Source organism: Pseudomonas sp. ASL8, from assembly GCF_056680355.1.
Window position 1 is genome coordinate 2,900,353 of record NZ_CM155278.1, and the last position, 20,215, is coordinate 2,920,567.

Genomic DNA, 20,215 nt, shown 5'->3' on the forward strand with positions numbered 1-20,215 from the left:
TAAAGACGGCCAGCTGTGTCTGATCTGCCGCAACGAACGGACCTGGTCTTCAGTTGACCAACCGGCGTACCTGTCTTTGTAAGCCGAACCTATCTTCGTAAAAAGGAGAATGGACATGAGCGTCAAAGCAATCCCGGAGGGCTTCCATAGCCTGACCGTGTACATGGGCGTCAAAGATGCAGCCAAGGCCATCGAGTTTTACAAAAAGGCTTTTGGCGCCACTGAGAATTTCCACCTCAATAACCCCGACGGTAAAGTCGGGCACGCCGACATTCAGATCGGTGATTCCAGGCTGATGCTCGCCGATCCGTGTGATCAAGGCGGGTTCAACAGCGCCGATCCGATGAGTAAAACTTCATTCGGCATGTACCTGTATGTGCCCGACGTCGACACGCAATTCAAGCGCGCCGTCGAGGCAGGGGCCACGGTCGTGAGTGAGGTCAAGGATCAGTTTTACGGTGACCGTTCTGGCGCGGTGAGAGATCCTTTTGGACACTTGTGGTTCATCGCTACCCACAAGGAAGACCTGACGCCCGAGCAAATCGGCAAGCGTGCCGAAGTGGCCTTCAAACAAATGCAGGCCTGACGGTCCCCGCGATACTCAGCACGTCGCCAGTCTGACCTCCGTCAGCTCGGCGTGCTGGTCTGCGACATCCCTCGGCAAACCGCCATGCTCGACAACAGAAGTGCTGTTTTGTTACAGCGTTATTTGTAACAGATGATTGTAATTATCATTCCTGAAGTTTATTCTGCCTGTCTATACAACTGATATCGAAATGCTTCTGCGCGTTGAGGGTTTACCCGGTGGGGTAAATGATCGATGAGGATTTTTTTGCGCAGATTTTATGTGCGGCGTTAGTGTTTGACCTACGTGTTAGGTCCTATTTTATTGTAGGAATATTCTCTAAGTGCCAAGTGCTGTAGCGAGCAATCGTAAAAAAATGCCTGATATTTATTTGCGTGAAAACATTCTAAATAAATGGGCCGATGTGCCGACTTACTGTTTAAGGTCAAGAAAGGAGGCAGTAAGAAGCTGTCTGCCTGTGTGTGTCGGATGCTCAATAATAAAAGGCTTGAAACCTATGCGGGTAACACGGAGAGAGCGTGATGTCCTGTCCCTTCTGCTGTGCGGTAACACCAACAAGCAAATCGCTGAGGCCCTGGGTATCAGCGGCTACACCGCTCGTGACCATGTCTCGTCTCTGTTGAAGAAAAATGGAGTCAAGACCCGTGCGGCGTTAATGGCGCAGTATATGTCCAAACAAGATTCAAAATAACCATGACCCCCTACATCTGTAGGATTGTGTGTGAAGTCAGGGTGTTCATAATACTAATCGCTGAGTTCGTATCGGGCGTTGTGACGGACTGAATGCGGATCGGTGCCATTGACGATCGTCAATATTAGTTATCAATTTACTGTTTGGAGTGTGTTTGTCTTGGCAGGCATTCGGCTGCCTTGAATAAACGTTAATGCTCACATTATCGACTAACGATAATGGCGTGTATTGAACTCGCATTGACTTATTTGCTCGCAGGGTCGGGGGGTGTTCCCTTGCTGGTCGGCAGCAGTGGGACAATGAGTGAATGCAAAGAAATACAAAATCAGGACGTCTTCTTAATAACAAGTGGAGTAACCCTCGTGAATGTTTCCATGACCGCGGCTGATGCAACCGTCTATACCCCGCAATGGATCGACTTCTGCAATATCGATGAGTGTTTGCCGATGGACTGTTCGCAGTTGGCGGCTCGACAGGCCAGGTTGTCGAAACCTGAACTGCAGGACCTGCAAGGGAGAATCGTGGGTCCGCGAGGTATTTTGGCCGCTTTTTCCATTCAGGTGGCTGAGCAGGGGCGGCAGGCGCCCTACCTTCAAATATTGCCTGAAAGCACTGACCCAACGCGGCTGATGCTGGCTGAAAAAGCGCTGGAATTTGCACTGGGTTGCCAGCAGCGTCGAGCGTCTGGCGAGAACCCTTTCGCCGACCTGCCAAGGGCTTCGCTGTGCTGCATCGTTTATGACGATTTAGGCCCCTATAACCTTGCTGAGCGTTATGCCGCGAGTGAAGAACTTCGGACCTTCGATGGCCAGTTTTTCGCCCGCTTGATCGCGACAACCCATGAAACGGTTGAGCGAAGGGTGGTCTTTAAAGGCCTGCTTGAACATTTCGACGCCTTGCTGCCAGTAGAGCAGAGCATTTATCCGGAGGGCTATCGGGACGTGCAACAACGCTATCTGGAGCGCGAGGAGCGGCTCTACGGCACGCTGACTCTGGACAAACCACTGAGTGAAATTTTTGCTGAACAAACACCCGAAAGTCTGCTGGTAAGCCTGGGTGCACGCGGGTGAACGCATTCAACTGACACCAAGCGCTCGTTATCCAATGCCAACCGAACGTCACCGTTCTCAAGATCAATCAATGGGGGGACCAGAATTCGGTACTAGACTGATTAGGTACTTTATTGGGGGCGCCCCCCAAGCCTTGTAGCGGTCGGGACATCGGCTCCGGGGCTTGGGATTATCCAGTCACTCGATCAAGGAACCCTGTCATGCACACTCACGAGCAAAAAACCGAACACAAGTCCTACTCCAAACCCGATGAAGTCCGGGAGTTTGGTCACGGCAAAGCTGAAATCCTCAAAATCGGCGACGCAGAAGTGGGCCGATATACCTTCGAGCCCGGTTGGCGCTGGTCAAATGACATCAAGCCTCTGGCCAAAACAGCCAGCTGCCAGGCGCCGCATTTCCAGTACCACGTCGCGGGCAGAATCGCCATTCGCATGGATGACGGCACAGAGTTTATCGCCGGACCCGGAGACATCACCTCGTTGCCCCAAGGCCATGATGCCTGGGTCGTTGGCAACGAAACGGTCGTGCTGGTCGACTGGTTTGGCGCAACCAACTACGCCAAGAAGGCTTGATCTTGTTCGAAACGAGGGTAAAAGGGGCGGTTCATTGATGATCAATGAGTCAGCCCCTTTTGCAATTGTTCGGGCACGAAATGAGCTTTGTATCTAGAGTTCGAGGATCGTCCATCCCTTTGCTAAAGGATTGCCTCATGACCAAAGGATTGTTCAGCCCCGGTCCTGCGTACGCCATCCTCCTCTGTGCACTCCTGCCATTCACCCTTCACGCCAGCGAACCCCTGCACGTCTTCACAGGCACACTGGGCAATATGCCGATTGTACTGGAGCTGGACCTGAGCGATCCGATGGTGGTCAGCGGTCGGTACTTCTACGAGGAGTACCACAATGACTTGCCACTCAGCGGCGTCTTGAGCGGGAAGGATCTCACCCTCGAGGAGGGTCTGGATGACAACAGCGGCAAAGTGCTTCCCGAGCTGCTCTTGCATCAAGGCGCACAATCAGACTGGCAAGGTGAATGGAGAGGCCCGGAGGGTAAAACCCTCATGGTTGAACTGACCGAAACACAAGTACCGCCACCGCCTGAAGGTACCGAGGCGGGTTGGCAGACGATCTATCAACAGTCACCCTACGATTACCTGCGCCTGCAAGGCTTGCCGCTCCAGCCGGACAGGATGCAGACCTTCATGGGCTACACCCTGCAATGGTGGACGGAACCGGAATCCAAGCTCTCGTTGTTCGAGATCACCTCGGGCTACACACCGGAGCAGCGTGATCGCATCAATCAACAACTGCGCGCCCGTCTGTGGAATGAAGTGGTCAGTTACCACGCCTGCCTGCTCCAGGGCAGCCGCTTCGGCGCCGACTTTCAGCAAACGGTCACGCCCGAGCTGCTGTCGCCCGGCATCGTCAGCGTGAATATCTTCACCCGCTACAACTGTGGCGGTGCACATCCTGACTTCGGCGACTCGCCGATCAGCGTCGATGTGAACACGGGCAAATCGCTGTCGCTGGAAGACGTGCTCTGGATTGGTAAAGGCAAAGCCTTCCATTACGATGATCGCGAGGACGCTAACGGAAAAGACTCATCCAGCGTGAGCTTTGACACCTTCTCTAACTACCGCAACAAGCAGTTCGCGCCCTGGATCGTGAGCCAGCTGAAAATCTCCGCCCCGGAAAAAATGAAAAAACCGGCAACAAAAGACCAGGACTGCAACTTTAGCGATCCGAACATCTGGAGCTTCCCGGCCTGGTACTTCAAACCCGGCGGCCTGTACTTCGGTCCATCCTTCGCCCGCGTGATGCGCGCCTGCGAAAGCCCGGAGTGGTCGGTAGTGCCTTACAGCGAAATCAAACAACACCCCGGCGGCATGGCGCTGGATTTACCAGACTAAGGCTCGCGCACTCGATCCAACACCCGCCAGCAGGTGATCATGGCTGCAGGGTCAAGCCCAAACCTGTCGGAAGCCCGTGCCGGGCTTATTCGCAGACAAGTCAGCTCCTACAAATAATGTTCTATTTCAGATGGTTATCGATTGTTTGATAGGACTGTCGCGCAGCAAACTCGGTTCAGGTAGGAGCTGACTTGTCTGCGAAGACCATCCAGCGCAGGACCACCTGCCGCACTCGATCCAACACCCGCCAGCAGCTGATCATGGCTGCAGGGGCAAACCCAAACCTGTCGGAAGCCCGTGCCGGGCTTATTCGCAGACAAGTCAGCGCCTACAAATAATGTTTTATTTCAGATGGTTATCGATTGTTTGATAGGACTATCGCGCAGCAAACTCGGTTCAGGTAGGAGCTGACTTGTCTGCGATAAGGTCCGAAGGACCTTCCTGCGGTGGTGAATCCAGCCATTTCAATTGCTTATAAGCTGTTTAACAGGAGCCATCTTACAGAGGCCGGAATATAGGACGAATGCCCTTACAACCCGGATATGAAGAACACCCCCAGAAGTCACCCCCCGCATTAGCGCCACTTCGGGCGACTCTGATCACCATCGGCTTCCTGCAATGAGGGCAAGCAGGCGCTACCGGTTTAGCTGGGGATGGTTTGGCCGGAGGTTCAGCGACTGGTGGCGCTTTTGCAACCTCAGCAACAATGACCGGTTCCACCCGTTCCTCTACGACAGCCGAAGTAGGCCGCGGCCCTGGACGCTTGGTCGCTGTGACCCATTGGTTCAGCAGCTCCCCATCGACCAGCCGCAGGTTCCGTCCCGAAGCGAACTGCTTCGCTGGCGCCGTAAAGCGGCCACTGGTGATCACAAATCCGCCCGTCGCACCCTCAGCCGCCATCGCCCCATACAGTTCGCGAACCGTCGGCACGCCAACCTGAAGCGACCGCCACTGCTTGCACTGCACCAGATACTTTTCGCCGTCCTTGCGAGCAACCAAATCGACCCCGCCGTCCGGCCCGTTCCCACCGGTTTCCTGAACGCTAAAGCCCTGATGCCGCAACGCCTCACCCACCAACAGCTCGAACTGCTGCCAGGTAATGCCTTCAAGCGTCTTGCCACCCGGCATCGCGACCGCCGCCAGCAACCGACGCCGTTTACGTCGACCGAACACCGACGCCGCAGCACCGCCGAGAAAAATCAGCGGGACCAGGTACTGGCCGAAGGTGGCGAATGTTTTGAAGGCAGTGTTGAAGATCATTGAATCCAGGTGTTGCAGGTCCGAATAGATCGGTGTCGAGGCGATGGCGATCGAATGCAGATACATACCTGACGCAATGGCGATCATTGCACTGATCCACCACGGGAGTTTGCTGGCGATGTAAAAGAGGTCTTCGAATGGGGAGGTTTTTTTAGCCATGACTTCGCTGATATTGAAAGGCCATCTGAAGATACGTGCAGGGTGATTCGGTGTCTACGGAGTGCGATCTGTCTCGTCCTGCAATGCTTGAATATTGCTGCTTTTTAGGCTTCAATTGCTGCCTTAAAAGCAGCATATAAGGGCGTTGCCATGTCGCTGAGTACGTTTCTATTTTCCGATTACCGCAGAAAGGTGCTGGCGTTGTTGTTGCTCCACCCCGACGAACGTTATCACCAACGTGAGATTGCCCGTCTCACCGATACCATTTCAGGCACCCTGAGTCGTGAGCTAGCCAAGATGGTGGAAGCGGGTTTGCTGGAAAAAATGCGTGTCGGTAACCAAGTGCAATACAAAGCTAATCTGGAATGTCCGGTTTTCGAAGAGTTAGCCAGTATCCTTCGCAAAACGGAGGGTTGGATTCAGTCGCTGGCAGAAGCGCTGGAACCGCTGGCAGATTCTATCAAGGTGGCTTTTGTATTCGGCTCCATGGCCAGCGGCAAAGCGGGTTCAAGCAGTGACATCGATCTGATGGTTATCGGTGACGCAAGGTTCAGCGACTTGATTACCCACCTCTATCCGCTTCAGGAGGCGCTCGGCAGGGAGATTAATCCCAAGCAGTACTCGATCAGTGAATGGCGCCGCCTAATAGAAGAGAAGGGCGCGTTTGTGCGGGACGTGTTGAGCAAGCCAAAGCTATTTGTGATTGGGCATCAGCAAGATCTGGTGGTTGATGAGGCTTAATGATGACGTTGGCGAATTTGTTGGGACTGTCACTGGAGAAGGTCGAGCCTGATGCCGCGAGCATCAGCCGCTTGATGGATGCGGCACGGCGCAGCCTGGCAGATGCTCAGTTGACGAACATGAGTAGCGAAGGTCGTTTCGACATGGCGTACAAAGCCATCATGCAAGCTGCCAACTCGGCTCTGCAGGCCAATGGGTATCGAACGTTGACGAGCAAGCCCGGACATCATCAGACGATGATCCAGAGCTTGCCTCTGACTATTGGTCTGGATGCGAAAACCATGATCGTCCTGGATGGTCTTCGCAAGCAGCGCAATGTCAGTGACTACTCTGGAGATCCGGTTAGTGAAAGCATGGCGCTGGAAGCAATCGCTCATGCTCGGGCTTTGCTAGTCCAGGTTGAGCATTGGCTGAACGCTAACAAACGACATTTGGTTGGGTGAGTGGCGTGTTGCATGGATTGAGCAATCACTGTGTCCACCCATCATGGGACTTCGCCAGCGATGGTGAAGAGATCGCCGAGTGAGGTGGTTTTTAGCCATGACTTCGCTTCAGCGGAACTCAAAAAATTCGTAGTGGAGATTGCCTTCAGGAATCCCGCTTTCGCGCATCAGTTCACGGACGCGTGACATCAAGCCCTTGGGACCACAGAAGCTAACGTGGATCTGTGCCGGATCTGTCTGGGTGGCTGCCTGACGCACGGTTTCAGCCAACTGATCGGCACCCCCGCCATTGCTAACGAACTGGACCCCACGCTTTTCGGCCATACCTTGCAAAAGCTCGACGCTCGGGAATGCCCGCGACGGATTAAAGCAATAGACCAGAGTGGCATTGTCGAAGTGGCCGGCAGACGTGTCCTGCAGCCAAGAGATAAATGGCGAAATACCGACACCTCCGCCGATCCAGATTTCCCGCTGCGCACCGGGCTGACGCTTGAAGCGTCCGTACGGTGCATAGATATCCGCCAGCATCCCAACCTTGACCTGCTCGCGCAGTTTCTGCGTGTAGTCCCCCAAGGCGCGGATCACAAACTTGATACGTCCACTCTCGGAATGGGCGGCAGCAATAGTGAAGGGGTGAGGCTCGCGCAAGCCTTTCTCCTTCATGGCCAGGAACGCAAACTGCCCAGCCCTGAACGTAAAGCCGCTATGGATCGGCTCAAGCTCCAGGCTCAGGGAATTCTTGCCGAGGGAAACGGCCGACACCTTGTATTCGCCAGCGGTAGCGATGAAGGGGTAAAGCAGCAGTTTGTAGAACGCCGCGAGTACACCCGCGCCACACAGCAGCGCCAACCAGAGGCCGGCAGGATTGCTCAACGTCATAGGCGACTTGAAGCTCAGCCAATGCAGGATGACGATCACAAACAGCGGGCCCGACAGCTTGTGCCACCAGCGCCACAGGCCATAAGGGATATTCCGGTTCAAGGCGAGCAACACAATCATGCCCAGCGCCACGTAACTCAGTTGGCGCACCAGGCGCGTCCAGTATTTAGACATCTCAAGGATCGGCACGCTGTGCCAGACGTCCAGATTGGCCTTGAACACAAAATGGTAAGAGGCAAACACCAGCGCCCAAATACCCAACCATTTATGGGTTTCATAGACCCGATCCAGGCCCCCGAACAAAACCTCAACGGCCCGCGAGCGACTGGCCAGCAAGGCGGCAACCGCCATATAGGCCAACGCCGCAGTGCCTAGAATCAGACTAAGCGTCGCCGAGGTCAGCCAAGTGTCGGAGGGAATCTCGATGAGCAGGGTCATTGCCGTGATCAGCAGAATACCAACGATACAGTGCCAGCTTTTCAAGGACGCATGCTCCAGCCATTTACGGCTTTAACGATAATTCTGAATAAATACTGACCGGCAAAAACCGGGAGAAAGCAGAATTGAAGTAGGACATGTTACGGCATTGAGTGCTGTGTGACCCTGACCTCGGTCATCGCTTTAGTCAGGCATCATAATCGGCGCGAGGCTCTGGAACGGGCTTTATGGGGCGTGGAAGGGCGGATTCAATGGTTTGACAAGTCGGATGGCTGCTACGTAACAACTAGCCGGGTGTCCTTCTTTGCTAACGGACCTCTATGACTTTACCCATGATGGCAATCTAGATACTGTTGTCGGACATATCCTACAAGGACCGTCCGCAATGGCTTCGCTCAACCAGATTTTCTTCGGCCCACCCGGTACGGGGAAAACCTATGCGACCGTCGAAGCGGCTTTGCAGATCCTTGATCTATCATTTCTCGATGCCCATAGAACTGACCGTGCAGCTCTGAAAAGGCGTTTCGACGAGTTGGTCAACGTAGGTGATGTCCGTTTCGTGACCTTCCACCAGAGCTTCAGCTACGAGGACTTTGTCGAAGGACTACGCGCTGAAAGCGGTAAGGACGGTCAGCTTCGATACGAAGTCGTCTCCGGGGTCTTCAAAAGTCTTTGTGAGTCAGCGGACGGCGGCTATCGAGCTTTCAAAGTTGGAGATCGTTTCGGGACGGGCTACACCGTTATTGACGCCTCAGTCGACGCGGTTGAACTAGAGAAACCTCAAGGTAAGCATCTGGCCATCGGTATGAGCATGCTGAACGCGCTCGCTACGTATGTTCGGGACGAAAAGTTAACTATTGAGGATCTCGGTAATAGCGCGTGGGACAAGAAAGTGCCTGACTCGACGCTCGATCCGTTCTTGGTAAACGGTTACAAGAATTTTTTGCCTTCTATGGTTAAGCACATGGTTGGCCAGTCAGAGTCGGGCTTATTCGAGCCGAGTCCATCGCAGAAAAAGCCCGCTAAAGTCCTGATCATAGATGAGATCAACCGAGGGAATATTTCGCGGATATTCGGCGAACTGATCACACTCATTGAACCATCCAAACGCGCTGGGGCTGCCGAAGCACTGGAAGTTATGCTGCCGTATTCGAAGAAGTGCTTCAGCGTACCTGACAACGTCTATCTAGTCGGTACCATGAACACTGCTGATCGGTCTCTTGCCGCGTTAGACATTGCGCTACGTCGCCGCTTCACTTTTATCGAGGTGCCACCTGAGCCTGAGCTTCTTGCTGGCGTGAGCGTAGAGGGCATTGACATTGCCCAACTGCTACACATCATGAACGAGCGCATCGCTGTGCTTTTGGATCGTGATCATTGTTTAGGGCATGCCTATTTTATGCCGCTGAAAGAGGACAATTCGCTAGAGCGTTTGGCTCTGATCTTTCGTGAGCAAGTCCTGCCGTTACTTCAGGAGTACTTCTTTGAGGATTGGCAGCGCATTCAATGGGTGCTGAACGATCAGCGCAAGTCCACTGAGAATCGTTTCCTACTGCAACCCAGTCAGGATCTTGATTGGCTATTTGGCGACCAAGTTGCAATCAGTCAGCAGAATGAGCGCTGGGTGCTAAATCGGGACGCTTTTATGCGAGTTGAGGCGTACCTAGGCGTGATTGATTGCGATCATGTTGCGAAGACTCCTCGGACGCTGAGCAGCCTTGCCGGGTGAAGCACTCAATTACGGTCCGCGAATATGCTCGACTGACCACCAGTCACGTTGAGCATCCTTCACCCGACCTGGCCCAAGTTTCGACCTCGGCGTTCGATTGGTTGTGCAGGCTCAGCGCATCTTTCAGCCAAGCGGGTGCGGCTCTGGTCTTACTTGAAGACCGACGCCATCTCAAACTCGATAACTACGTCGGCGTGCTGGAAACCCCTTGCGGCACGCGTATAGAAATCCTCCCCAAACATTTCGAACAAGGCGACTGCATCGCACGGAGCCGTACCTTGTTGCAACGCATGATTCAGGCGTCGCTTGATTTACCTACCCGAGAAGTGGGCGTTGCCGACCTGCAACGTTTCGATGCGCCCTTGAGCGAATGGGTCATGCGCCGTTTTCTAGAGGCGCTGGATCACCTGATCAAACGTGGCATACGTTTCGACTACCAACGCATCGAGGAAGAGCAGCGCTTCCTGCGCGGTCAACTCGACGTCACTCGACAGATGCGCCAACCTCTGGGTCGTCAGCACCATTTTCAAATCCGCCACGACGTCTTCCTGCCGGATCGACCAGAAAATCGGCTGTTGAAACTGGCCTTGGACGTCGTCTGCAAAACCACGCAAGACCCCAGCAACTGGCGACTGTCTCACGAGCTGCGAGCGCTCTTGTTGGAGGTCCCGGCAAGCCGTCATGTTGCGCAGGACTTAATACGCTGGAGTTCAGATCGACTGATGGCCCACTACCGGGCTGTCAAACCGTGGTGTGAACTTATCATCAACCAGCAAATGCCCTTGGCCGTCGCGGGAGACTGGCAGGGTATGAGCTTGCTGTTCCCGATGGAAAAACTATTTGAGCGTTACGTTGCAGCAAGCTTGCAGCGGACATTACCTAGTGATGCCAAGCTGGTTACTCAGGCTCGAAGTGAATGCCTATGTCAGTACATGGGTAAAAACTTCTTCCAGCTGCGCCCTGACCTGATAGTTCACCATCAGGGAAAAATTTGGGTGCTGGACACCAAATGGAAACGTCTGGACAGCGCCGCTCGTGATAAAAATTACGGGCTAAGCCAATCTGATTTTTATCAGCTATTTGCCTACGGGCATAAATATCTGGGTGGGAAGGGTGTGTTGGTATTGATCTACCCGAGGCGTTCGACTTTCAACGAACCGCTGGAGATTTTCGAGTTCTCGCCACAGCTCAAACTTTGGGTCTTGCCTTTTGATTTGGAACAGGGGGTTTTGATTGCTGGGGGAGAGGGATTGCCTTTGTCTATTCAGCAGTGCATTGCTCACACTGCCTAAATAACTCCTTCCCCTTTATACCAAGCTGTTGGGCGTTCTCGATCCGTTTCAAGTCATTGAAATTTTATGCGTTTGTCACTCAGTCTTCGCGGACAAGTCCGCTCCTACAGGGGATTTGCGTCGGGTGTATCACTGCCGAGTCAGCCCAAACAAAAAAGCCAGAAGCAACCGCTTCTGGCTTTTCCACTTCAAACATCAGTTAAGCAAATCGAGCAATCAATCCCAGCTCAATGCCCCACCCGTTTGATATTCAATAACCCGAGTTTCGAAGAAGTTTTTCTCTTTCTTCAAGTCCATGATCTCGCTCATCCATGGGAACGGGTTGGTTGTGCCTGGGTATTCTTCTTTCAAGCCGATCTGGCTCAAACGACGGTTGGCGATGAATTTGAGGTAGTCCTCCATCATTGCCGCGTTCATGCCCAGTACGCCGCGAGGCATGGTGTCGCGGGCGTATTCGATTTCCAGTTGGGTGCCCTGGAGGATCATTTGGCTGGCTTCTTCCTTCATTTCAGCGTCCCACAGGTGTGGGTTTTCGATTTTGATCTGGTTGATCACGTCGATGCCGAAGTTCAGGTGCATGGATTCGTCGCGCAGGATGTATTGGAACTGCTCGGCGACGCCGGTCATTTTGTTGCGACGGCCCATGGAGAGGATTTGGGTGAAGCCGCAGTAGAAGAAGATCCCTTCCAGCACGCAGTAGTAGGCGATCAGGTTGCGTAGCAGTTCTTTGTCGGTGTCGACGGTGCCGGTTTCGAACTTCGGATCGGAGATCGAGCGGGTGTATTTGAGGCCCCAGGCTGCCTTTTTGGCGACCGACGGGATCTCGTGGTACATGTTGAAGATCTCGCCTTCGTCCATGCCCAGCGATTCGATGCAGTATTGGTAGGCGTGGGTGTGGATCGCTTCTTCGAAGGCCTGGCGCAGGATGTACTGGCGGCACTCCGGGTTGGTGATCAGGCGGTATACGGCGAGTACCAGGTTGTTGGCAACCAGGGAGTCGGCGGTGGAGAAGAAGCCGAGGTTGCGCATGACGATGCGGCGCTCGTCGTCGGTCAGGCCTTCCGGATCACGCCAGACGGCGATGTCGGCGGTCATGTTGACTTCTTGCGGCATCCAGTGGTTTGCGCAGCCGTCGAGGTACTTCTGCCAGGCCCAGTCGTATTTGAACGGGACCAGTTGGTTGAGGTCGGCGCGGCAGTTGATCATCATCTTTTCGTCAACGGCAACCCGGGCGCTGGCGCCTTCGAGTTCAGCCAGACCTTCGGCGACGTCGAGGCTGTCCAGGGCGGCCTTGGCGCGGATGATCGCGGCCGAGTCGGTGCTTGTGACTGCACGGGCGGCGAGGGCGGCGGCGCCACCCGCGCTGTCGAGGCGGTCCATGTTGGCTTCGTTGGCGTGACCGGCGTTGGTTGCTTTGGCGGCTACTTCGCCGTCTTCTTTATCGAATTCGTCCCAGCTCAGCATGGTGATGAGGCTCCTGCTTGAGGGCCGCCTTGGCGGCCAGTTGGATTAATAGGTTACCGATGTGAGAACACTCAGGCAGTAAATCGGTCGAGAGGTTTCTCTCTGAAAATCTGATTGTTCGGAGGGGCGTGGCGGCCGCTTTTAAGCGCCAGGGCCACTGCGCGCGCAAGGAGCAAAATGCTGACGAAACGTGCGTACTGGGGCCGAGTAAATGACGCCGGCTTGGTGAGCGCATGTGGTCATGTTCTTGTCCTTCGTTGAGGGGCGCAAGTATACGGAAATTTGCATTGTCCGTGTGTCTTACGACCCATCTGTCTTGTATTTTGATTAACGTTTTGACTCATGAACGTCATCCATTCATCACTTGACGAAAAGGCGATTAATGAGGGTCTAAATCCCATATGTAGTGCTTGCTCTAATCTTGAGGCACACGATATAGTTTTTCGGGTTGACGTTGCAACACCAGATTTGGTTAAAACTGCACGTGATGACATGGGGCAGTTTTTGGAGACGCTCTTACCCGAGTCCTGTCCGCTCAAAAGCCCCATATCACGTGGTTTTTTCGATCAGAAGCTCTTGACGCGTTTTATGTGGCCGTCAACGTACCTGACAGACGGTAAGCGGCGATTTAAATTTCATAACGAATCAACACATGATGCGCAGTCTTCGTTTGAAACCGATTATCCCTCGATCAGGCGCCCAATACACCGCTCAAATATTTCTGTCAGCGCTCTGTAATCGCACACCACTGCATCAATGTTTGCCTGGATCCATTCCTGTGCATCTACTTCCCACCAGCTAATCTCGTATCCGGCATTTACGACAATGTGCTCGAACAGGATTCGTTGGGCCCTTCCGTTGCCTTCTCTGAAGGGGTGCACAACGTTCAAGTCGCCAAATAGCTCAGCGGTCGCCGATACGAGCGCTGAACGGTCCAAGCCTTCAAACCCATTAGATTTGGCCAGCGAACTGAAAAGCTTTTGAGCTTCGGGCTCGATGCGGCTGGTTGTGCAGAAATGGGTCGTGCCTTTGGATATGTCGACCGTGCGCAACTCTCCCGCCCATTCGTAAAGGTCAGCAAACAGTCGGCGGTGGATGCTTTGCAGGTAGGAGAGATCGTAGGGCGGTGGTGCAAATTCGATGGCGTCTGCGGCGACTTCAGAAAGGGCGCGCTCTGCTTCTGCCAGCGTTTGCTCGTGGGTTAGGCCAAGAGTATTGCGCAGGATCGCTGTGCCGGGATAGCAGTAGGAATCCTGGCCAACACCGTACTTATCGAGCATCAGGCCTGTTTGTTGCGGTAGGTTTTCAGCAGTTCTTCGCGCGACGCGAGGGGGCGTTCGGCGTCGAGTGGCGTGGTATCGAAACCTTCCAGGCGCAGGCTGGCTGCGTAGTTGGATTTGCGCGTTTTGGCGCAGTAGGCTTTTTTGGCTGCAAGGGAGGGGTTGGGCATGGTCGCTGCCTCCAGGCTCGGAAGGCGCTCAGTATAGCTGAAAGGGGAGGTTATCGACGAGGCGCGGAATGGGAGAGTTCGGCTGTCCGCAGGGCCGAAGCCCCCAGCGAGGGGGCGTTCGGACTGGCGTCTAGCTTATTGGCAGGCTTCGCAATCCGGCTCATCAATAGCGCAGGCTTTAGGCACTGGCGCTGGACCGGCAGGGGCGGCGAGTACGGAGTCGTCGCCGTGGTTGCCGCTTGATACTGCGTTGAGCTTGCTGGTGCTGATGGTCGACTTCTCGGTGCTGGTCGCGGCCAGGGCACGGAGGTAGTAAGTGGTTTTCAGGCCACGGTACCAAGCCATGCGGTAGGTCACGTCGAGTTTTTTGCCCGATGCGCCGGCGATGTACAGGTTCAGCGATTGCGCCTGGTCGATCCATTTCTGGCGGCGGCTGGCGGCGTCGACGATCCACTTGGTGTCGACTTCGAACGCGGTGGCGTACAGGTCTTTGAGTTCCTGTGGGATGCGGTCGATTTGCTGTACGGAACCATCGTAGTACTTCAGGTCGTTGATCATGACCGAGTCCCACAGGTCGCGAGCCTTGAGGTCGCGAACCAGGTACGGGTTGATCACGGTGAACTCGCCGGAGAGGTTCGATTTCACGTACAGGTTTTGATACGTCGGTTCGATCGACTGCGATACGCCAGTGATGTTGGCGATGGTCGCGGTCGGTGCGATGGCCATGATGTTGGAGTTACGAATACCTTTCTGTACACGGGCACGGACAGGCGCCCAGTCCAGGGTTTCGTTCAGGTCAACGTCGATGTACTTCTGGCCACGTTGTTCGATCAGGATCTGTTGCGAATCCAGCGGCAGGATGCCTTTGGACCACAGCGAGCCCGGGAACGTCTCGTAAGCGCCACGCTCGTCGGCCAGATCGCAGGAAGCCTGGATCGCGAAGTAGCTGACAGCTTCCATCGAGCGGTCGGCGAACTCGACGGCAGCGTCGGAGGCGTACGGGATGTGCTGCAGGTACAGCGCGTCCTGGAAGCCCATGATGCCCAAGCCGACTGGACGGTGCTTGAAGTTGGAGTTCTTCGCTTGCGGCACCGAGTAGTAGTTGATGTCGATCACGTTATCGAGCATGCGCACGGCGGTGTTGACGGTGCGCTCAAGCTTGGCGGTGTCCAGCTTGCCGTTGACGATGTGGTTCGGCAGGTTGATCGAGCCCAGGTTGCAAACGGCGATTTCGTCCTTGTTGGTGTTCAAGGTGATTTCGGTGCACAGGTTCGAGCTGTGGACCACGCCGACGTGCTGCTGCGGGCTGCGCAGGTTGCACGGGTCTTTGAAGGTCAACCATGGGTGGCCGGTTTCGAACAGCATCGAGAGCATCTTGCGCCATAGATCTTTGGCCTGGATGGTCTTGAACAGTTTGATTTTGCCTGGGTACTGGGACAGGGCTTCGTAGTACTCGTAACGCTCTTCGAAAGCCTTGCCGGTCAGGTCGTGCAGGTCTGGCACTTCCGAGGGCGAGAACAGGGTCCACTGGCCGTCATCGAAGACGCGCTTCATGAACAGGTCAGGGATCCAGTTGGCGGTGTTCATGTCGTGGGTACGACGACGATCATCACCGGTGTTCTTGCGCAGCTCGATGAACTCTTCGATGTCCATGTGCCAGGTTTCCAGGTAAGCACAGACCGCGCCTTTGCGCTTGCCGCCCTGGTTGACTGCTACTGCGGTGTCGTTGACTACTTTGAGGAACGGCACGACGCCCTGGGATTTGCCGTTGGTGCCCTTGATGTAAGAGCCCAGCGCGCGAACCGGCGTCCAGTCGTTACCCAGGCCGCCTGCGAATTTGGACAGCATGGCGTTGTCGTGGATGGCGTGGTAAATGCCCGACAGGTCATCCGGTACGGTGGTCAGGTAGCAGCTGGACAGCTGTGGACGCAGGGTACCGGCGTTGAACAGGGTTGGGGTCGACGACATGTAGTCGAAGGACGACAACAGGTTGTAGAACTCGATGGCGCGATCTTCTTTGTTCTTCTCTTCGATCGCCAGGCCCATGGCCACGCGCATGAAGAAGATCTGTGGCAGTTCGAAACGCACGCCATCCTTGTGGATGAAGTAACGGTCGTACAGGGTTTGCAGGCCCAGGTAGGTGAACTGCTGATCGCGCTCGTGGTTGATCGCCTTGCCCAGTTTTTCCAGGTCGAAGGTGGCCAGAATCGGGTTCAGCAATTCGTGCTGAATGCCTTTGGCGATGTAGGACGGCAGAGCCTTGGCGTACAGGTCGACCATTTCGTGGTGAGTGGCGCTGTCGGCCACTTCCAGGAAGCTCAAGCCTTCGGCACGCAAGGTGTCCATCAGCAGGCGAGCAGTCACGAACGAGTAGTTAGGCTCGCGCTCTACCAGGGTGCGCGCGGTCATCACCAGGGCGGTGTTGACGTCTTTCAGCGCTACGCCGTCGTAGAGGTTTTTCAGGGTTTCGCTTTGGATCAGGTTCGCATCGACTTCTTCCAGACCTTCGCAGGCCTCGGTGACGATGGTGTTCAGGCGACCCATGTCCAGCGGCGCAAGGCTGCCGTCGGCGCGGGTGATGCGGATCGACGGGTGCGCTTGTACTGGTTCGTCGATAGAGCGAACAGCACGCTCTTTGGCACGTGAATCACGGTAGATCACGTAGTCGCGGGCGACTTTCTGTTCGCCGGCACGCATCAGGGCCAGTTCGACCTGATCCTGGATTTCTTCGATGTGGATAGTGCCGCCCGAAGGCATGCGACGTTTGAACGTGGCAGTGACCTGTTCGGTCAGGCGCGCAACGGTATCGTGGATACGCGACGAGGCGGCAGCGGTGCCGCCCTCAACTGCGAGAAACGCTTTGGTGATGGCGACGGTGATTTTGTCATCGGTGTAAGGAACGACAGTGCCGTTGCGCTTGATCACGCGCAGCTGACCAGGTGCCGTAGCGGACAGATCCTGATGGGATTCGCCAGCCTGCGGCGCAGTGGCCTGCGGGTTCTCGCGGGTTGTGTCGGTTTGCATGGGTGTCTCCACGTTCTCTATGTTTGTTTGGGCACTGAATACGTGCCCACCGTTCCGTCTTGAGGCAGTCAGCCGACAAACGCCAGCTAGAAAGACTTCAAAACGGATAAGGAAGGCTTTTGCCGCCATTCCCTGGCTTTGAAGTCGATGGTTTCGGGCCAATGCCCGCTACCGGAAATCTTTTGGAGGATGCTCGCTATTTGTTGCAACACGTGTGCCGTTTTGCCCCGATGATTGAGGCAGAGCAGCGGCCATCCGCATCAGCGGTTGGTGTACTGAAAAATGCTTAAGTTCAACCAAACTGACACAAGAAAACTGCTTGAGTTTCTCGATTGAAATGTGTTTGGTTTTTGGTCGAAAACCCTACATGTAGGGTTTTTTTCGCCGCGACATACAAGATAAAGCGTTTTGGGGATGGATTGCAACGTGGTCATTGTGGATAAAGCTGTGGGTATATTGTGTATGAAACGGGGAAGTCGGCTGTAGGCCGCGCCGCTGCTGGACTGCACCGCTTGTCACTGCTTTTTACTGTTTTCGCGGGTTTTTGCGGGCGCGAACCCTATCACAAAAAACACAGATAACAAGGGTATTTTGGCATGTCGTGTGCTTGGCGCGAGCGGTTGCTACAATCGCCTTCGATCTCGCCCTGACACAGGGTGTTTTGCGCGATGATTCGACAAAAGATGTCTCTATTAATAAGAACAATGGCAGCAGAGGTAACCCGTGGAGCAAGAAGCCTGGCAGGTGCTTATTGTCGAGGATGATCAGCGTCTGGCTGAACTGACCCGTGACTACCTTCAGAGTAATGGCCTGCGGGTAACCCTCGAAGGTGATGGTGCTTGCGCCGCTGAGCGCATCATCGCCGAGCAGCCGGATCTGGTGATTCTCGACCTGATGCTGCCCGGTGAAGATGGCCTGAGCATTTGCCGCAAGGTGCGCGATCGCTATGACGGACCGATTCTGATGCTCACGGCGCGCACCGATGACACCGATCAAATTCAGGGGCTGGACATGGGTGCCGATGATTTTGTCTGCAAGCCGGTGCACCCTCGTGTGTTGTTGGCGCGCATTCATGCGTTGTTACGGCGCAGCGAAGGGCCTGAGCCTGAGGCGGCGACGAACCCGCGGCGCCTGGTGTTCGGCCCGCTGGTGGTCGACAACGCCCTGCGCGAAGCCTGGTTGCAAGGCAACAGCATCGAATTGACCAGCGCCGAGTTCGACTTGTTATGGCTGCTGGTGGCCAACGCAGGGCGGATTCTTTCCCGCGAAGAGATCTTCACGGCCTTGCGCGGCTTTGGTTATGACGGTCAGGACCGCTCAATCGATGTCCGTATCTCACGGATTCGACCCAAGATCGGCGACGATCCGATTCATCCGCGCCTGATCAAGACCATTCGTAGCAAAGGGTACCTGTTCGTTCCGGAAGCGGCGCAAGACCTGACGTGTTACGTGCTGAACACCTGACGCCATGAACTCCATCTTCCTGCGTATCTACGGCGGCATGCTTGGTGTGTTGGTGCTAGTGGCGTTGCTCGGCGTGCTGGCCCTGCATCTGGTCAACCAGGTGCGCGGCGAGCAGTACCGCGAGCGCCTGGCCCACGGCACGTTCACTCTGATGGCCGACAACCTGCAACCGATGAACGCGATTGATCGCAATCGTTCGCTGGCGGTCTGGGAGCGTTTGCTGGGGATTCCGTTGACCCTGCAAACACTCGGTGAAGCCCATCTCGACAGCGGTGACCAGAGTCGCCTGCTGCGCGGGCAGGTGGTGGTCGAACAAACCGGGCCTCATGCGGCCAAGGTGTTCCGGCTGGTCAGCGACGCGGAACCGTGGGTGTTGACCGGGGAGGTGCAGCAGATCAGTGAGCAATTGGCGCGGGCGACGATTTATCTGCTGACCGACGAACTGGTGCGCTTCCCCATCGATGAACAGCCCAGTCGCCTGGCCGCCCTGAAACGGGACAAGGGCTTTGGTTTCGACATCAGTCTGATCCGCCTGGAGCAGGCGGATGTCGACGAGGACCAGCGACGTCGGGTCGATGAAGGCGATACCGTGATGGCGCTGGGCAAGGGCGGTGACTCGATCCGCGTGTTCGCCGGCATGGTCGGCACGCCGTGGGTCTTGGAGATCGGCCCCCTTTACCAAATGAACCCTTACCCGCCTGAGCTGCTGGTGCTGATTGCGTTTCTGGGCCTGTGTTTTATCGGGGTGGTGGTTTACCTGTTGGTGCGTCGGCTTGAGCGCCGCCTTTTGGGCCTGGAATCGGCCGCCACCCGCATCGCCAAGGGCAGCCTGGAAACCCGCGTGCCCACTGCTGGGGCTGACTCGGTTGGGCGGCTGGCGGCAGCGTTCAACGGCATGGCCGAGCATTTGCAACGTTCGCTGGCGATGCAGCGAGAGCTGGTACGTGCGGTCTCCCATGAACTGCGCACGCCGGTGGCGCGTTTGCGCTTTGGCCTGGAAATGATCGGCCAGGCCTCCACGCAAGAGGCTCGGGATAAGTACAGGCTCGGCATGGACAGCGATATTCAGGACCTCGACAAGTTGGTGGACGAGATGCTGACGTACGCGCGATTGGAGCAGGGTTCGCCAACCCTTAATTTTCAGCGCGTCGATCTGGATGCACTGGTCAATCAGGTGATTGCCGAGCTGGCACCCTTGCGCGCCAATGTCACGGTCACGCGCGGGCAATGCTTGGCTGCGGCCGATAACGACGGGGCGTGGGTCGAGGCTGAGCCGCGCTATTTGCATCGGGCCTTGCAGAATCTGGTGAGCAACGCCATGCGTCACGCCGAATCCAGGGTCAGCGTCAGTTATCAGGTCGGTCAGTTACGCTGTCGCATCGACATCGAGGACGACGGCCCCGGCGTCCCGGAAAGTGCTTGGGAACGGATATTCACGCCCTTCATGCGTCTGGACGACAGTCGCACCCGGGCGTCGGGCGGGCATGGCCTGGGCTTGTCGATCGTGCGGCGAATCATTTACTGGCACAACGGTCGGGCGCTGATCAGTAAAAGCAAAAATCTAGGCGGCGCCTGCTTCAGTCTGGCGTGGCCGCGTCAGCAGGAGAAGCCCTGAG

General features: G+C 55.6%; 17 protein-coding genes. 11 read left to right on the top strand and 6 right to left on the bottom strand.

The genetic code is table 11. The features are described 5' to 3' along the window. Window positions 1–115 precede the first annotated feature (115 nt). From AC1MEA_RS13305 to AC1MEA_RS13325, 5 genes are all read left to right on the top strand, one after another. Window positions 116–586, top strand: coding sequence for a VOC family protein (locus AC1MEA_RS13305; RefSeq protein ID WP_480416441.1), 471 nt, complete (start codon window positions 116–118; stop codon window positions 584–586). 496 nt (window positions 587–1,082) lie between these two features. Next, window positions 1,083–1,277, top strand: coding sequence for a LuxR C-terminal-related transcriptional regulator (locus AC1MEA_RS13310; RefSeq protein WP_480918140.1), 195 nt, complete (start codon window positions 1,083–1,085; stop codon window positions 1,275–1,277). 362 nt (window positions 1,278–1,639) lie between these two features. Beyond that, a complete protein-coding gene (locus AC1MEA_RS13315; RefSeq protein WP_480416442.1) occupies window positions 1,640–2,347 on the top strand; it encodes a hypothetical protein in 708 nt (235 codons plus the stop codon). Between the two features lie 200 nt (window positions 2,348–2,547). After that, complete coding sequence (locus AC1MEA_RS13320) at window positions 2,548–2,919, top strand: cupin domain-containing protein (protein ID WP_219064654.1); 372 nt, start codon at window positions 2,548–2,550, stop codon at window positions 2,917–2,919. A 137-nt stretch (window positions 2,920–3,056) separates the two neighbouring features. Continuing rightward, a complete protein-coding gene (locus AC1MEA_RS13325) occupies window positions 3,057–4,256 on the top strand; it encodes a hypothetical protein (RefSeq protein ID WP_219064655.1) in 1,200 nt (399 codons plus the stop codon). Between the two features lie 498 nt (window positions 4,257–4,754). On the opposite strand, the gene AC1MEA_RS13330 is transcribed toward AC1MEA_RS13325, so the two are convergent. Next, window positions 4,755–5,675, bottom strand: a complete 921-nt coding sequence (locus AC1MEA_RS13330; RefSeq protein WP_480416443.1) for a restriction endonuclease — start codon at window positions 5,673–5,675, stop codon at window positions 4,755–4,757. 150 nt (window positions 5,676–5,825) lie between these two features. Here AC1MEA_RS13330 and AC1MEA_RS13335 point away from each other — a divergent pair, with 150 nt between their 5' ends. Together AC1MEA_RS13335 and AC1MEA_RS13340 are read left to right on the top strand one after the other, a co-directional pair. Next, window positions 5,826–6,416, top strand: a complete 591-nt coding sequence (locus AC1MEA_RS13335) for a nucleotidyltransferase domain-containing protein (RefSeq protein WP_322181158.1) — start codon at window positions 5,826–5,828, stop codon at window positions 6,414–6,416. Next, window positions 6,416–6,859, top strand: a complete 444-nt coding sequence (locus AC1MEA_RS13340; protein WP_330200366.1) for a DNA-binding protein — start codon at window positions 6,416–6,418, stop codon at window positions 6,857–6,859. The genes AC1MEA_RS13335 and AC1MEA_RS13340 overlap by 1 nt, the downstream gene beginning before the upstream one ends. Before the next feature lie 108 nt (window positions 6,860–6,967). Here AC1MEA_RS13340 and AC1MEA_RS13345 read toward each other — a convergent pair whose 3' ends face one another. Further along, window positions 6,968–8,221 (bottom strand): ferredoxin reductase family protein, encoded by a 1,254-nt coding sequence (locus AC1MEA_RS13345; protein WP_480416444.1) that lies wholly within the window; start codon window positions 8,219–8,221, stop codon window positions 6,968–6,970. Window positions 8,222–8,561: 340 nt separating this feature from the next. Between AC1MEA_RS13345 and AC1MEA_RS13350 the strand changes: the two genes are divergently transcribed. Further along, window positions 8,562–9,905 carry an McrB family protein gene (locus tag AC1MEA_RS13350; protein WP_480416445.1) on the top strand — a complete coding sequence of 448 codons (1,344 nt, stop codon included), beginning with the start codon at window positions 8,562–8,564 and terminating at the stop codon, window positions 9,903–9,905. Further along, complete coding sequence (locus AC1MEA_RS13355) at window positions 9,902–11,197, top strand: McrC family protein (RefSeq protein ID WP_480416446.1); 1,296 nt, start codon at window positions 9,902–9,904, stop codon at window positions 11,195–11,197. The genes AC1MEA_RS13350 and AC1MEA_RS13355 overlap by 4 nt, the downstream gene beginning before the upstream one ends. A 216-nt stretch (window positions 11,198–11,413) precedes the next feature. Here the strand turns inward: AC1MEA_RS13355 and AC1MEA_RS13360 are convergent, their stop codons facing one another. The 4 genes from AC1MEA_RS13360 to AC1MEA_RS13375 form a co-directional block, all read right to left on the bottom strand. Continuing rightward, complete coding sequence (locus AC1MEA_RS13360) at window positions 11,414–12,661, bottom strand: ribonucleotide-diphosphate reductase subunit beta (RefSeq protein WP_219063964.1); 1,248 nt, start codon at window positions 12,659–12,661, stop codon at window positions 11,414–11,416. A gap of 680 nt (window positions 12,662–13,341) precedes the next feature. Beyond that, window positions 13,342–13,941, bottom strand: coding sequence for a putative adenosine monophosphate-protein transferase Fic (locus AC1MEA_RS13365; RefSeq protein ID WP_480416447.1), 600 nt, complete (start codon window positions 13,939–13,941; stop codon window positions 13,342–13,344). Further along, window positions 13,941–14,111 carry a YhfG family protein gene (locus AC1MEA_RS13370; protein WP_480416448.1) on the bottom strand — a complete coding sequence of 57 codons (171 nt, stop codon included), beginning with the start codon at window positions 14,109–14,111 and terminating at the stop codon, window positions 13,941–13,943. The genes AC1MEA_RS13365 and AC1MEA_RS13370 overlap by 1 nt, the downstream gene beginning before the upstream one ends. Window positions 14,112–14,246: 135 nt before the next feature. Then, the gene (locus tag AC1MEA_RS13375) at window positions 14,247–17,135 is read right to left on the bottom strand and encodes a ribonucleoside-diphosphate reductase subunit alpha (RefSeq protein WP_219063963.1); all 2,889 of its coding nucleotides are present in this window, start codon (window positions 17,133–17,135) and stop codon (window positions 14,247–14,249) included. 723 nt (window positions 17,136–17,858) lie between these two features. Between AC1MEA_RS13375 and AC1MEA_RS13380 the strand changes: the two genes are divergently transcribed. Next, window positions 17,859–18,599, top strand: a complete 741-nt coding sequence (locus AC1MEA_RS13380; RefSeq protein WP_219063962.1) for a response regulator — start codon at window positions 17,859–17,861, stop codon at window positions 18,597–18,599. Between the two features lie 4 nt (window positions 18,600–18,603). Next, a complete protein-coding gene (locus AC1MEA_RS13385; RefSeq protein WP_449633606.1) occupies window positions 18,604–20,214 on the top strand; it encodes an ATP-binding protein in 1,611 nt (536 codons plus the stop codon). Window position 20,215: the final 1 nt, after the last annotated feature.